Origin of the sequence: Dietzia sp. CQ4 (assembly GCF_014145125.1) — a bacterium.
GTDB classification, from domain to species: domain Bacteria; phylum Actinomycetota; class Actinomycetes; order Mycobacteriales; family Mycobacteriaceae; genus Dietzia; species Dietzia natronolimnaea.
Genome location: NZ_JAALDZ010000322.1, coordinates 1 through 14549 on the forward strand (window position 1 = coordinate 1; position 14549 = coordinate 14549).

The following is a 14549-nucleotide window of genomic DNA, read 5'->3' on the forward strand; positions in this document are numbered from 1 at the left end:
GGGGCCGCCGATCTGGCCGCGTTGGCCAGACGGGCGGCCGTGCTCTCGCTCCGGCGTCCGGTCGGGGCCGCGGGGGCGCTGTCCTCCGTCGGGGAGCTCGAGGACGTCCTGGACGCCATCGCCCGGGGGGAGGAGACCGACGCGGCGGGACTCGCGGACGCGCTCGCCGATCCGGGCCCCGAGGGTGACTACAGCCCGGCCGGCCTCGCCCGGATCACCGAGCTCTCCCGCATCATCGCCGGGCTCAGGGCCCGGTCGTCCGCGCCCCCGGCCAGGCTCGTGGCCGCCGCGGAGCAGGCGTTGGGTCTGGATGCCGAGGTACGCCTGCGGGAGCGTGTGGGTGGGGGAGAGGCCCGCGAGCAACTCGACGAACTGCAGGAGGTGGCCGCGGGGTTCCGGGCCGACCGGGGTCCGGGGTTGGACGCCTTCCTGGCACACCTCGACCTGGCGCGCACCGTGGACGGCGGGCTCGCCCGGGGTGAGGTCGCCGCCACCCCGGGCCGGGTGCAGATCCTCACCGTGCACTCGGCCAAGGGGTTGGAGTGGGAGATCGTCGCCGTGCCCCACCTGTCGGTCGGGATCTTCCCCTCCGACCGGGCGCCCCATACCTCGATCCGGGCGGCCACCCACCTGCCGGAGGAGCTGCGCGGGGACCGGGAGGACGGGGACAACCCCGGCGGGGTGCCCGTGCCCCGGCTCGACGGGGTCGCGGACCGCAAGCTCCTGGAGGCCGCGCTCAGGTCTCACATCGACCGCGTCAAGAAGCGTTCGCTCGACGAGGACCGACGCCTGTTCTATGTGGCCGTCACCCGAGCGGAACACTCTCTGCTGCTCTCGGCCTCGCACTGGCACGGGAGCGGTTCCACACCCCGGGGCCCGTCGGAGTTCCTCGACGAGGTACTCGAGTCGTGCCGCGGACCCGAGCCGCTGGGGGAGACGGACCACCTCGTCGTCACACCGTCGGCCACCAATCCGGCCACCGAGGCGGTGGTGGAGGCCACCTGGCCGCGTGCGGCGGAGGAGGACCGCACGTCCGCGGCCCGCGCGGTGGCGCTGGCCTCACCGGTGGACCCCGAGACCGACCCTGTGCCCGATCACGGGTCCGCCCGGGGCTGGCACCTCATGGCGGCGCCGCTGCTCGCGGATGCGCGCCGGGCTGCCGAGCAGCGTGACGCCGTGGTCCTGCCGCGGCGGCTGACCGCGGGTGAGGTGGTGGCCATGGCGACCGATCCCGACGCGTTCACCGATCGCCTCCGCCGACCGGTGCCGTTCCGGCCCGACCGCTTCGCCCGTCGCGGAACGCGGTTCCACCTGTGGCTGGAACACCGCTTCGGGGCCACCCACCTGCTGGACATCGACGATCTCCCCGGCGCCGGGGACCATGGTGCGGTCGACGGTGTGTCGGAGTCGGACCTCACGGCGTTGCAGCAGGCCTTCGAATCGTCGCGATGGGCCCGACAGACACCCGAGGCGGTGGAGGTGCCGTTCGAGGTCGGACTCGGGGAGCATCTGCTGCGTGGCCGCATGGACGCGGTGTTCGCGGACGGGGACGACTGGATCGTCGTCGACTGGAAGACCGGGCGGGTCCCGGGCCCCGGGGAGATGCCCGCGGTCTCGCTCCAGTTGGCGGTCTACCGCTACGCGTGGGCGAGAGTCCTCTCCGCCAGGCTCGGACGACCGGTCGAACTCCACAGGGTCCGGGCCGCCTTCCACTACGTCCGGGCCGGCAGGACCGTCGAACCGGCCGATCTCCCCGACGCGGAGGAGCTGCTCCGACTCCTCTCCACCGGACCGGGGAGAGGCCGGTTGTTGTCCGACGGTGACCGATAGGCCACGATGGTCCCGGTGACCCCGATGATCGACGGCGGTCCCGTCCCGGAACGGAGCTGCCGATGGTGAGGAAGCGCGCACTCGCGTCCCGTGTCCGCAGCAGCGACCCCTTGGACGAGAGCCCCGACCACATCCTCGTGGGCGTGGTGAGCATCCCCGCGAACGCCGAGAGCCCGTGGCGGCTCATCGGCAAGCGCGTCCTGATGGCCGTGCTCACGCTGGCCCTGGCGGCCCTCGTGGTGTATCTCGATCAGGAGGGGTATGAAGGGGGCGGTGGGGCCGACGGCCGGATCACGGTCGTCGACGCCTTCTACTACGCCACCGTCTCCCTCTCGACCACGGGTTACGGGGACATCTCCCCGATCACCCAGCAGGCGCGGCTGCTGAACGCCATTCTGATCACGCCGCTGCGCGTGCTCTTCCTGATCCTGCTCGTCGGTACCACCCTGTCGGTGCTCACCGAGCAGTCCCGTCAGGCCCTCAGGATCCAGCGTTGGAGGAACCTCGTGCGCAACCACACCGTCGTCGTCGGCTACGGCACCAAGGGCAGGTCGGCCGTCGCGGCGATGCTCGCCGACGAGATCGCCCCCGACGACATCGTCGTGGTCGACACCGACCCCCAGGCGCTGAGGTCCGCGGCCGCCCGCGGACTGGTCACCGTCCAGGGCTCGGCCACCCGGTCGGACGTCCTCAAGCTCGCGGGCGTCACCCGCGCCGCGGCCGTGGTGGTGGCGACCAATTCCGACGACACCGCGGTGCTGGTCACGCTGACCGCGCGCGAGCTGGCACCCAACGCCAAGATCGTCGCCACCGTTCGTGAGTCGGACAACAAGCATCTGCTGAAGCAGTCGGGCGCGGACTCCGTGGTGGTCTCCGCCGAGACGGCCGGGCGCCTGCTCGGCCTGGCGACCATCACCCCGACCGTCGTGGGGATGATGGAGGACCTGCTGACCCCCGACGAGGGGTTCTCCATCGCCGAACGGCGCGTGGAGGAGTCCGAGGTCGGCGGCTCGCCGCGCCATCTGGCCGAGCTCGTCCTGGGAGTGGTCCGCAAGGGTCAGCTGATCAAGGTCAACGAACCCGAGGCGGACGCCCTGGAGACCGGGGACCGCCTGCTCTACATCAAGATGGTCTCGGGCTGAGACCAGGGCCGGCGACGCGGGCGGTCCGGGTGGCCGCGGCGTCCGCCGGGCTGGCACGCTGACCGCTCCCCCAAGATCTGCGAGAAGGAACCCCGACCATGCCGCTGGACTTCAGCCTCGACTCCGACCCCGTGCTGTCCGTCGCCGCGCCCGACCGGGCCGCGCCGCTCAGGCAGGACGTCGACGGTCTGTCGCGGGGATGGGCCACCGCGCGGGTGCTGCGGGTCGACCGCCGCAACCGGTTCGCCACGGACCCGGCGGCCGGGGGCCGTCGACGCATCCGGTTGGAACCCGCGTCGGACCACGCCGAGGAGCTGCCGGAGACCGCGGTGTTCCTCGGGCGTACGGACGAGGGGCGCCACATCTGGGCCCTGCCCGTGGAGGAGCTGCCCGATGACCCGGCGGTGGCGTCACTCCGGGTGACCGGAGCGGACCTGGTCGAGGGCGACGGCTCACTGGCCTCGCAGGCCCTCGCCCTGCTCGGCTGGCACCGGGACACCGTGCGGGGCCGGGAACCGCAGCACCATCCGCGCCGCGTGGACGCGGGCTGGGCCATCGAGGACCCGTTCCACGGAGGACCCGAGTACCCACGCACGGACCCGGCCGTGATCTGCCTGGTCCACGACGGTGGGCGCCGGGTGCTCCTGGCACGTCAACCGGTCTGGCCGGCCGGGATGTACTCCCACGTCGCCGGATTCGTGGAGGCGGGGGAGTCCCTGGAGGGCTGTGTCCGGCGCGAGGTGAAGGAGGAGGTCGGCGTGGAGGTCGACCGGGTCCGCTACCTCGGCAGCCAACCCTGGCCGTTCCCCCGCTCACTGATGGTGGGTTTCCACGCGGTCGGGGACCCGGACGCGCCGATCGTGCTCGAGGACGAGGAGATCAGTGAGGCCGCCTGGTTCGACGTCGACGAGGTCCGCGCCGCGCTCGACGGCCGGGGCGACCTCATGGTGGCCCCACCGGTATCGATCGCCCACGTGATGCTCCGGTCGTGGGTCGCCGCGGTGGACCGTTAGGCGTCCGCGAGCTCGGCGAGCTTGGCCCTCACCTGGGAGGCCGGGGGGTTGGTGGCGGTGGTGCCGTCCGAGTACAGCGCCGTCGGGACGACACGGTTGCCGCCGTTGACGCTCTCGACGAACGCCGCGGCCTCGGCGTCGGCGTCCACGTCGATCTCCGTGTAACCGATCTCCTTCTCGTCCAGCAGCTTCTTGAGCCGGGTACAGAAGGGGCACCACGTGGTGGTGTAGAGGGTCAGGGCCTCGGCATCGTTCGTGAGATCGCTCATGACGGGGTCCAACGCTCGGAGACCGGGGAATCATCCCGGGGGAGGCCCACGGCGATGTGTCGGGGCCGGATGCCACCATGGTGGCGTGGATGACGTGCGGCGTGACCGGGACTCGGCCCTCGACGGACTGGACCCCCAGCAGCGGCGGGCAGTCCTGGCGCCCCGCGGACCCGTCTGCATCCTCGCGGGCGCGGGGACCGGCAAGACGCGCACCATCACCCGGCGCATCGCCCACCTGGTGACCACCGGACACGTCCGTGGGGACCAGGTCCTGGCCGTCACGTTCACCGCCCGCGCGGCAGGGGAACTGCGCATGCGGCTCGCCGGGCTGGGCGTGGCGGACGCGGGGACGGGGCCGGTCCAGGCGCGGACCTTCCACTCGGCGGCTCTGCGCAACCTCTCCTACTTCTGGCCGCGGGTCTACGGCGAGGAACCCTGGCAGCTGCTCGACGGACAGTTCCGGGCGGTCGCGCAGGCGGTCCGCCGGGTGGGGCTGGATCCCTCGACGGAGACGATCCGGGACGTCCTCACCGAGATCGGCTGGGCCAAGTCCAGTCTGCTCACCCCCGACACGTACGCCGAGCGGGCGGTCGCACTCAGTCGTGACCTCCCGGCCCCCGCCCCGGAGGTGGCGCGGGCGTTCCGGGCGTACGAGGATCTCAAGGTGTCGGGCCCGGTCCGCATGCTCGACTTCGACGATCTGCTGGGACACATGGCGGAACTGGTGGAGGAGGTCCCGGCGATCGCGGAGGAGTTCCGGGACCGCTACCGGTGCTTCGTGGTGGACGAGTTCCAGGACGTCACCCCCGCCCAGCAGCGCCTGCTGTCGGCCTGGCTCGGTCGGCGCGACGACCTCACCGTGGTGGGCGACGTCAACCAGACCATCTACTCCTTCGCCGGGGCCGATCCGGACTATCTGCTCGGATTCGCCGAGCGCTACCCGGAGGCGACCGTCGTCCGCCTGGAGTCGGACTACCGGTCCACCCCGCAGGTGGTCGACCTGGCCAACGCGGTGATCGGGGCCGGCGCGGGGCGGTTCCGATCAGCCGGTCTCACCCTCCGTGGAATGCGTCCGGCGGGGCCCGACCCCGTCCTCACCGAGTATCCGGACGAGGACGCGGAGGCGGAGGCGGTCGCCGGGGCGATCGCCGATCTGGTCCACGGTGGGCTCGACCCCTCGGAGGTCGCGGTCCTCTACCGCGTCAACGCGCAGTCGGAGCGCATCGAGGCCGCGCTGGACGAGGTGGGGATCGGTTATCGGCTCAAGGGTGGGGAGGGCTTCTTCGACCGGACGGTGATCAGGCGCGCGATGTCGGCGATCGACAGACTGGTCGACGGCACCGACGAGGCGGTCACGGAGGAGCACTCCGCGCTCACCGACCCCACCGACGTCGCGCGGGTGATCCGGGCGTCACTGGAACCGTTGGGTCTCACGGCCGCCGAGCCGTCGGGCGCCCAGGCCCGGGAGAAGTGGGAGTCGCTGACCGCGCTGATGGGCCTCGTGGAGGAGATCGCCACCACCGAGGACCGCCCCGGGCTACTCCCGGTGGTCGCCGGTCTGAGAGCCCGCGCCGCCGCGAGGCACGCCCCTGACCAGCGCGGGGTGACCCTGGCGTCGTTCCACGCCGCCAAGGGGCTCGAATGGGATGCGGTGTTCCTCCTCGGGGTGCACGAGGGCAGCCTGCCCATCAGTCACGCGATCAAGGCCGGGCCGGACGCCATCGAGGAGGAGCGGCGCCTGCTGTACGTGGGGGTCACCCGGGCACGGGAGCACCTGTCCGTCTCGTGGAGCCGCAGCCGACGGGCCGGGGGCCGCGCCACACGCCGTCCCAGCCGCTTCCTCGACCCGGTCCGCCCGGCACCGGCGCCCGGGGGAAGCCGCCAGACGTCCGACTCCCCGGACAAGGGGCGTTGTCGCGGATGCGGGGAGCGGCTCACCGGGCCGATGCACCGGGCGCTGGGATCGTGCCCCGACTGCTCGGTGGAGGTCGACACCGGGTTGTTCGAGCGGCTGCGCGACTGGCGCAGGGAGACGTCGGAACGCATCGGCAAACCCGCGTACACGGTGTTCACCAACGACACTCTCGTGCAGATCGCCCGCGAGCGTCCCGCGGACACCCGGGCGCTCGGGCGCATCGGCGGGATCGGGGCGCACAAGCTCGGCGAGTACGGGGACGATGTCCTCCGCCTGGTCAGGGAGGGCTGATCCCGGCCGGTCCGGAGTGGCTCACTCCTCGTCGGGGAAGATCTCCGGCATCCAGCGATGGACGATCTGCCGGTACGGGGCGGTCGCCTCGAGCTGGCACAGCATGCCCACCGAGGCCGAGAGCACCCGGTGGATGAGGACGTACTCGCGGGGAAGCGTGAAGGACCGCGAGGTCCGGAACTCACGGCCGGAGACGTCCCCGTACACCGCCATGATCCCCTGCATCCACTTGCGGTCGAAGTGGAACTCGGGCTTGCGCATCGGCTCGATGAAGGGCCCGAGGAAGGCCATCGCGTCCGCGGGGTCCAACCCGCCCCGGCCCACGTACCCGGAGCGCGTCATGAGGGCGAGCAGCTCCTCGGACTCCCCGGCCAGCGCGAGCCGCATCATCGAGGTGAGGACCGCGGGCATGCCGTCCGGTAGCGGGAGTGACGCCCCGAAGTCCAGCACCACCATCCGACCGTCGTCCGCGAGGAGGAAGTTGCCGGGGTGCGGGTCGCCGTGCATCATCCGCGCGCGGGCGGGGGAACAGAACTGGAACTCCGCCAGCAGTCCACCGGCCCGGTCGCGCTCCTCCTGGGTCCCGCTCGCGGCGATCCGGCCGAGCGTGCGACCCTCGGCCCACTCGGTGACCAGGACCTTCGGGGCGGAGGCGAGCACGGCGGGGACGCGGATCAGCGGGTCGTCGCGGAACGCGGCGGCGAACACCCGCTGCGTGTCGGCCTCCCCCCGGTAGTCCAGTTCGGCCACGGCGCTGTCGTACAACTCGTCGATGACCCCTTTGACGTCAGTGCCGGGGTTGAGGGGCCGCAGGAGCGGGGAGAGACGTCGGAGCTGACGGAGGTCCGACCGCAACGCCTCGTCGGCCCCGGGGTACTGGATCTTCACCGCCACCTCCCGACCGTCCGACCAGACCGCGCGGTGCACCTGCCCGATCGAGGCCGCGGCGGCCGCGGAGGTGTTGAACTCGGCGAACCGCTCCCGCCACCGCAGGCCGAGTTGGGTGTCGAGGACCTGCTCGACCTCGGCGGGGGGCAGCGGCGGAGCCTCGGCCTGGAGCTTGGTGAGCGCCTCGCGGAACGGGCCCGCGTACTTGTCGGGCATCCCGGCCTCGAACACGCTGAGAGCCTGACCCACCTTCATCGCCCCGCCCTTGAGCTCTCCGAGCACGGCGAAGACCTGTTCGGCCGCCTGGTCGGCCAGCTCCTCGGTCAGTACGCCCTCGCCCCTGCCCAGAGCTCGACGTCCCAGCGACCCGGCGGCTCGTCCGGCGATTCCCAGGGGCAGGCCTGCGAGGCGCGCTGCTCGGCGGGATGAGGTGCGGGGGAGATCGGCCACGCCTCCAATCATGACAGAGGATGCCGATATGTCGCCGCGCCGCAGGTACAGCGATCGGAGGACGGCCATTCGAGCCTTCTCCACAGCCCCTCGGCGGGATTGATCTCGACGGACGCCCCGATGGTCTGGAGGGGGCGGTCGGCCCCACGGCTGGCGGAGACCTCGGCGAGGACCAGGGCGGCTGCCGCCGTGAGCGCGGGCACTCCGGCCGAGGGGGATCGGCCGACGAGCTGGGCGGCGACGAACGGCCACCGCGGGTCACGTCCGGCGCGGAACAGGTCCACGCACCGCAGACACGGACTCGCCCCGGGGATCACGGTGGGCCCCACCACCACCCGGCCGTCGCGGGCGTACACGTGGAGATGCACCTGACCGGAGCGGGTGAGGGCGGAGGCCACCACCGGATCCACCGCGATCGATCCGGTCAGGATCACCAGGTCCGGTGTCGGGCCGCGGCGGGTCCAGGGCGGACGGTCGCGGTCGAAGGCCAGTCCCGGGTCGGGACCGGTCGTGACCCGGCAGCCGTTGACCGACAGCGGCCCACGCAGCACCTCTGACAGCTGGCCCCTCCCGAGGATGTGGACCTGTCGGACGGCGGCCGGTCGCGGGGTGGGCACCGGCTCCGGTGCGGCGACGTCCGGGCCGGTGAGCCGGACGTGGCCGAGCTCGGCCAGGCGGGCCAGGATCCTGGCGACAGCGGGCAGGTCGGCGGCGTCGACCCCGGCCCGGGTGGCGACCTCGTCGAGGTCCGCGCCCGCGTCGAGGTCGAGGAGGAGCGAGGCCAACCCCCTGGGACCGCACGAGGTGGGTGCGACCACCACGACCGCGCGGTCCGGAGCCAGACCCACCTGGACCGACTCGTGGTCGCGCACCACCACGACGGTCCCGGCCCGCAGGACGGCGCGGACGGGGTTCCTGGAGGTGGGGGCGCTGTCCGGGGGAGCGTGGGGCGGGAGGACGACGGAGTCGGTCGCTGGTGACACGGGCACATCGTGGCACGAGCACGGTCACCGCGGGGGAGCCCGTCAGGGGTTGTCCACAGGCCCGGCGCGCCAGGTGCCGCCTGTGGATAACGGCGTGATCCCCGGTCGTCTACCGTGGTCGGCGTGCCGCCCCCGCCCCGCCCGGAACCCGATGTCGACCCGGACTCCCGCCCCGACGACGGGCTGCCCACCAGCCCTGATGACCCCAGGATCGAGGTGCGGCGGTCGCGCCGACGCAAGCGGACGGTCTCGGCGCGCGTGGAGGGCCGGACCGTGGTGGTGTTCATGCCGGCGGGGCTGCCCCGGGCCGAGGAGCGCCGGCTCGTCGTCGACATGCTGGCGCGCCTGCGTCGTTCCGGACGGCGGTCGGGGAGCCGCGCGTCCGACGAGGATCTGATGCGACGAGCGACCACCCTGTCGGCCAGGTGGATGGACGGACGCCCGCGTCCGGCGTCGATCCGGTGGGTGCCCGCCATGACCACCCGGTGGGCCTCGTGTTCACCGGGGTCGGGGGAGATCAGGGTCAGCGACGTGCTGCGTGAGGTCCCCTCGTACGTGCTGGACTACGTCGTCGTCCACGAGCTCGCCCATCTCGTGGTACCGGGCGGGCACACACCGCAGTTCTGGGCGGAGGTGCGGCGCTATCCCCGTACCGAGCGGGCCATGGGTTTCCTCGAGGCGTACGCGAGGACCCCCGGGCCGGCCGGCGACGGAGCGGCCGGTGGCGGAGAGGGTGTGGGGGACCTGGTGCAGGACGACGACTCCCGGGCCGACGACTCCCTGGCCGACGACTCCCGGGCCGACGACCAGGGGTCCGCGCACGGACCCGACCGGACGGCCGACCGGCGATAGGCCCGCCGACCCCTCGACCCCGCCGACCCCTCGACCCCGCGGCCCACCCGTCCGTCGGTCGGGTGGTCAGGCGTCCCGCGCGGGACCGTCCGTGTCGTTGCCGTTGCCGTTGCCGCTGTCGCCCGATCCGTCCCCGGCCCCGGACTCGCGGAGGAACTTCTCGATCTCGTCCACCCCGGACTGGTCCCCGGTGGTCTCGTCGAGGAGCCGGTCGATCACCGCGGCGGGGTTCTCGAGGTCCTCGCCCACGGGGAGCAGGTCCGGATGGCTCCACAGGCCGTCGCGGCGATCCGTGCCGACTGCCTCTCCGACCCGGCGCCACAGCTCCGAGGCCTCGCGCGCCTTCCGCGGGCGCAGTTCGAGACCGACGAGACCGGCGAAGGCCTGCTCGGCCGCGCCACCGGTGGCCCGGCGTCGCAGCCACATCTCGCGCAGCTTGTCCGCGCTGGGCAGTCGGTCACCGACCGCGGCGGTGACGACAGCGTCGACCCAGCCCTCGACCAGGGCGAGCAGCGTCTCGAGGCGGCCGAGCGCGGCCTCGTTGACATTCGTCACCTTGGGGCCGATGGCGCCCGCGCCGCCGGACAGCAGTTCCTGGAGCTTGGTGGGGTCCTGGAGGATGGACGGGTCGAGACCCGAGGCCAGGTCGTCGAGCCCCGAGGTGTCGACCCGGATCCCGCGGGCGTACTCCTCGACGGTGGCCAGCACCCGAGCCCGCAGCCAGGGCGCTCCGGCGAACAACCGGATGTGCGCGGCCTCGCGCGCGGCGAGGAACACCACGACCTCCTGGCGGGGCAGCTCGAGCTCCTCGGCGAACGCGTCGATCGCGGTCGGGCACAGGGCGGCCACGCCGTCGTCCCCGAACGGGAGCCCCACCTCGGAGGAGAACAGCACGGCGGGGGCGAGCTTGCCCAGTCCCTGGCCGAGCTGCATCCCGAAGCCCATGCCGCCCATCTGGTCGAGCATTCCCAGGAGCGGGCCGGCGAGCTGGCGCGCCTCCTCGGGCATCGCCCCCTTGGTGGCCGAGTTCATCTGCTCGGCGACCGGGGTGCAGATCTTCTCCCACGTGGGGAGGGACTGTTCGACCCACTGCTGGGGGGTCCACACCTCGGTCCGGTGTACGCCGGAGGGGAACATCGTGGTCTCGTCCAGCCACAGCTCGGCCAGCCGGACGGACTCCTGCGCGGCGGTGCCGGAGGCCTCGCTCACGATCGGGGTACGGCCGAGGGCCTGCAGTGCCACGGTGCGGGCGAGCTGGTAGTTCACCGGGCCGGAGGCGCCGGGCCCGGTCATCGCCGACCCCATGGAGCCGAGCATCTGCCCGAACTGGGAGAGCATCTGGCCGAACTGACCGAACTGGGAGGGGTCGAAACCGCCGGGGCCGCCCGGGTCGCGGCCCCGGTCGTCGTCGCGACCGTCGTCATCGGAAGCGGAGAAACCGAAGGGCTGGTTCATGCCACAACGGTACAGCCCGACGGGTGCGCAGGTCCGGGCGCGACGTCACGGTTCCGCCCGCGCGGACTACCCTTGCCCCCGTGAGTCGCCGACTGCTGACCCTCCTCGCCGCTCTGGTCCCGGCGGTGCTGCTGCTCGTCCTGGCCACGTCGGCGACCGTGCCGCTCGTGGCCATGGGCCCCGGGCCCACCTACGACACCCTCGGGGAGGTCGAGGTCGAGCGTGGCGACGGGGTGGAGACGGTCCCCGTCGTCGAGGTCAGCGGGCGTGAGGCGGACGAGACCTCCGGAGCACTACGGATGACGACGGTCGCGGTCCGCGACAACCTGACCCTGCTCGACGCCATGAGGTTCTGGCTGGATCCGGTGCAGATGGTGGTCCCCCGCGACCAGGTCTTCCCCCCGGAACGGTCGAGGGACGAGGTCCGCGAGTCCAACGCCGCGGAGATGGTGGGGTCGGAGAACTCGGCCGAGGCCGCCGCCTACGGGTACCTGGGGATCCCGATGCAGCCCCGGGTCGAGGCCGTCGACCCGGAGGGCGCGGCGGCCGACCTCCTCCGTGAGGGCGACATCCTGACCTCGATCGCCGGGGAGCGGGTCTCGGATTCGACAGCGGTGGTCGAGCAGGTCAGCGCCCACCGTCCGGGCGACGAGGTCCGGATCGGGTTCACCAGGGACGGGCGCGAGGAGACGACGACGACGACGTTGCAGCCCGCCGGACCGGACGGCGATCCCGACCAGGGCCGCCTGGGCATCCTCGTCGGCGACACACCGGCCGACGGGACGGACGTCGAGATCAACATCGACCCGAACGTGGGCGGCCCCTCGGCGGGGCTGGTCCTGGCGGTCGCGATCGTGGACAAGCTGTCCCCGGGCGAGTTGACCGGCGGGGCCGAGGTCGCCGGATCGGGCACGATCCGGGTCGACGGAACCGTCGGGCCGATCGGGGGGATCACGCACAAGATCCGTGCCGCCCGGGATGCGGGGGCGACCGAGTTCCTCGTCCCCGCCGGAAACTGTGCGGAAGCCGTGCAGGACCCACCGGGTGGCATCCGCCTGATCGAGGTGGACACCCTCCGGGGCGCGCTGGAGGCGCTGGAGGAGGCCGTTTCCGGGGGAGAGCCACCGACCTGCGGGTGAGGCGACGCTTTTCCGTAAGGTGGGTTCCACGAGCATGTCCGCCCCAGCAGTCCAGGAGCTTCCCCGGTGTCCGTCCGCCCACCCGGTAATCCCGGTCGGCCGATCGCGATCTCACGTCGCGGCCGAGCCGTCGCCATCTCCATCGTCATCCTCATCGTCCTGATCCAGGTACTGCCGAGGATCAACTCCACCTACACCAACTGGCTGTGGTTCGGCTCGGTCGACGCCACCAGTGTGATGAGGACCGAGCTGCTCACGCGGATCGGTCTGTTCGTCGTGGTCGCCCTCCTGGTGGGACTCGCGATCGCCGCGGGGATCCTGCTGGCCTTCCGGTACCGGCCGGTGTTCCTGGCACAGCCGGGGATGCCCGATGCGTTGGCGAGGTACCGGGCGGCTCTCGGCGACTCGCCGGCCAAGACGGTGCTGTGGGTCCCTGTCGCGATCGGCCTCCTCGCCGGTTCGGTGGCGCAGTCGGGCTGGCAGTCGGTCCTGGCGTTCTTCAACTCCACGCCGTTCGGTCAGACGGATGCGCAGTTCGGGCTCGACATCTCCTTCTACGCCTTCGAGCTGCCGCTGTGGCGGTCGATCGTCACCTGGCTCATGGTGGCCGTGGTCCTGGCGTTTATCGCCAACCTCGTCACGCACTACCTGTTCGGTGGGCTCCGTCCCGGAGCGCGTGAGGGTGCGCTGACCCGCGCCGCGCGGATACAGCTGGTCAGCCTCGCCGGACTGTTCATCCTGCTCAAGGCGGCCGCCTACTGGCTCGACCGCTACGAGCTGCTGTTCCGGGAGAACGCGACGTTCACCGGTGCCGGACACACCGATGTCAACGCGCTGATCCCGGCCAAGATCTTCATGTTCTCCGTGGCCATCGTCTGCGCGATCGCCTTTTTCTCCGCGATCGTGATCAGGGACCTGCGCATCCCCGCGCTCGCTACCGTGCTCCTGCTGTTCTCCGCGCTCGTGGTGGGCTCGGCCTGGCCGCTCGCCGTGGAGCAGTTCTCCGTCAACCCCAACCGCGCCGAGAAGGAACGGGAGTACATCGCCCGCAACATCGAGGCCACGCGGGCCGCGTACGACATCGGGGACGACCGCGTCACCTACATAGAGAACTGGGGCTCGGCCGACCCGAACCCGCGGGAGGCGGGCTCGGACGTCACGACGCTGTCCAACGTCCGCGTGCTCGACCCCAACGTCCTCTCGCCCACGTTCACCCAGCTGCACCAGCTGCGGAACTTCTACGGCTTCCCCGAGACGCTCGGCATCGACAGGTACACGATCGACGGTGAGATGCGGGACTTCCTCGTGGCCGCCCGTGAGCTCAAGCCGGAGTCCCTGCAGGCCAACCAGCGGGACTGGATCAACCGGCACACCGTCTACACCCACGGCAACGGCTTCGTCTCCGCGCCCGCCAACCGCGTCAACGAGATCGCGGACGACGCCGGCTCGGATCGCGGCGGACTGCCGAACTTCCAGGTCTCCGACCTCGAGGCCATCGCCAGTGGTCAGGAGATGGTGATCCCGGTGACCCAGCCGCGGACCTACTTCGGTCCGCTGATCGCCCAGTCCGACCCCGACTACGCCATCGTCGGCGACAACGGCGAGGGCCCGCGCGAGTACGACACGGACACCCAGCAGTACACCTACACCGGCGAGGGCGGGGTCCCGATCGGCGGCTGGATCAACCGCACGGCCTACGCGCTGAGGTTCGCCGAGCGCAACATCCTGCTGTCCAGCCTGATCGGCGACGACTCCAAGATCATCTACGACCGCGACCCCCGCGACCGTGTCCAGAAGGTCGCCCCGTGGCTGACCACCGACACCAATACGTACCCGGCCGTGATCGACGGACGGATCAAGTGGATCGTCGACGGGTACACCACGCTCAAGACCTATCCGTACGCCGAGCTGAGTTCGCTGGAGGCGATGACGGCGGACTCGACCAACGAGGCCGGCGGCCGGGTGCTGCCGGACGAGGAGGTCTCGTACATCCGCAACTCGGTCAAGGCCACGGTCGACGCCTACGACGGCACGGTGGACCTCTACGCGTTCGACGAGTCGGATCCGGTGCTGCAGACCTGGATGAAGGCCCTACCCGGCATCGTGCAGCCGCGGGACGCGATCTCGGAGGAGCTCGAGGAGCACCTTCGCTACCCGGAGGACCTGTTCAAGGTCCAGCGTGAGCTGCTGGCCAAGTACCAGGTCGACGACCCGGGCCAGTTCTTCACCAACGACGCCTTCTGGTCGGTGCCCTCCGATCCCACCGTGACCTCGTCGATCCAGAACCCGACCCCGCCCGCGGGCGGGCCGGCCGGCGGGCCG

The 14549-nt window shown here is 71.9% G+C and carries 11 protein-coding genes; 7 read left to right on the forward strand and 4 right to left on the reverse strand.

Annotation, left to right across the window (positions count from 1 at the left end; genetic code table 11):
- The 3 genes from G6031_RS15935 to nudC form a co-directional block, all read left to right on the forward strand.
- On the forward strand, positions 1–1830 hold a 1830-nt coding region (locus G6031_RS15935; protein ID WP_182653788.1), incomplete at its 5' end, for a 3'-5' exonuclease.
- A 62-nt stretch (positions 1831–1892) separates the two neighbouring features.
- Positions 1893–2972 carry a potassium channel family protein gene (locus tag G6031_RS15940; protein WP_179524802.1) on the forward strand — a complete coding sequence of 360 codons (1080 nt, stop codon included), beginning with the start codon at positions 1893–1895 and terminating at the stop codon, positions 2970–2972.
- Positions 2973–3070: 98 nt separating this feature from the next.
- Positions 3071–3985 carry an NAD(+) diphosphatase gene (nudC, locus tag G6031_RS15945; RefSeq protein ID WP_179524803.1) on the forward strand — a complete coding sequence of 305 codons (915 nt, stop codon included), beginning with the start codon at positions 3071–3073 and terminating at the stop codon, positions 3983–3985.
- Here nudC and G6031_RS15950 read toward each other — a convergent pair.
- Entirely contained in the window at positions 3982–4254 is a 273-nt protein-coding gene (locus G6031_RS15950) for a mycoredoxin (protein ID WP_179524804.1), read from the reverse strand. The genes nudC and G6031_RS15950 overlap by 4 nt on opposite strands.
- Before the next feature lie 85 nt (positions 4255–4339).
- Between G6031_RS15950 and G6031_RS15955 the strand changes: the two genes are divergently transcribed.
- On the forward strand, positions 4340–6460 hold the full coding sequence (locus G6031_RS15955; protein ID WP_338404176.1) for an ATP-dependent DNA helicase UvrD2: 2121 nt from the start codon (positions 4340–4342) through the stop codon (positions 6458–6460).
- Positions 6461–6481: 21 nt separating this feature from the next.
- Here the strand turns inward: G6031_RS15955 and G6031_RS15960 are convergent, their stop codons facing one another.
- Positions 6482–7798 carry an AarF/ABC1/UbiB kinase family protein gene (locus G6031_RS15960; RefSeq protein WP_179524805.1) on the reverse strand — a complete coding sequence of 439 codons (1317 nt, stop codon included), beginning with the start codon at positions 7796–7798 and terminating at the stop codon, positions 6482–6484.
- Between the two features lie 8 nt (positions 7799–7806).
- On the reverse strand, positions 7807–8781 hold the full coding sequence (locus G6031_RS15965; protein WP_347238513.1) for a hypothetical protein: 975 nt from the start codon (positions 8779–8781) through the stop codon (positions 7807–7809).
- Between the two features lie 123 nt (positions 8782–8904).
- Here G6031_RS15965 and G6031_RS15970 point away from each other — a divergent pair, with 123 nt between their 5' ends.
- Positions 8905–9633, forward strand: coding sequence for a M48 family metallopeptidase (locus G6031_RS15970; RefSeq protein WP_347238514.1), 729 nt, complete (start codon positions 8905–8907; stop codon positions 9631–9633).
- Positions 9634–9699: 66 nt separating this feature from the next.
- On the opposite strand, the gene G6031_RS15975 is transcribed toward G6031_RS15970, so the two are convergent.
- On the reverse strand, positions 9700–11088 hold the full coding sequence (locus G6031_RS15975; protein WP_182653789.1) for a zinc-dependent metalloprotease: 1389 nt from the start codon (positions 11086–11088) through the stop codon (positions 9700–9702).
- Positions 11089–11168: 80 nt separating this feature from the next.
- Between G6031_RS15975 and G6031_RS15980 the strand changes: the two genes are divergently transcribed.
- Positions 11169–12227: a PDZ domain-containing protein gene (locus G6031_RS15980; protein ID WP_179524807.1), complete on the forward strand. Its 1059-nt coding sequence runs from the start codon at positions 11169–11171 to the stop codon at positions 12225–12227.
- A gap of 66 nt (positions 12228–12293) precedes the next feature.
- Positions 12294–14549, forward strand: a 2256-nt coding sequence (locus tag G6031_RS15985; RefSeq protein WP_182653790.1) for a UPF0182 family protein, incomplete at its 3' end; no start/stop codon positions are given.

Coding starts and splice junctions, on each gene's coding strand:
- G6031_RS15940 (WP_179524802.1), top strand. CDS start 1,893: ATGGTGAGGAAGCGCGCACTCGCGTCCCGTGTCCGCAGCAGCGACCCC.
- nudC (WP_179524803.1), top strand. CDS start 3,071: ATGCCGCTGGACTTCAGCCTCGACTCCGACCCCGTGCTGTCCGTCGCC.
- G6031_RS15950 (WP_179524804.1), bottom strand. CDS start 4,254: ATGAGCGATCTCACGAACGATGCCGAGGCCCTGACCCTCTACACCACC.
- G6031_RS15975 (WP_182653789.1), bottom strand. CDS start 11,088: ATGAACCAGCCCTTCGGTTTCTCCGCTTCCGATGACGACGGTCGCGAC.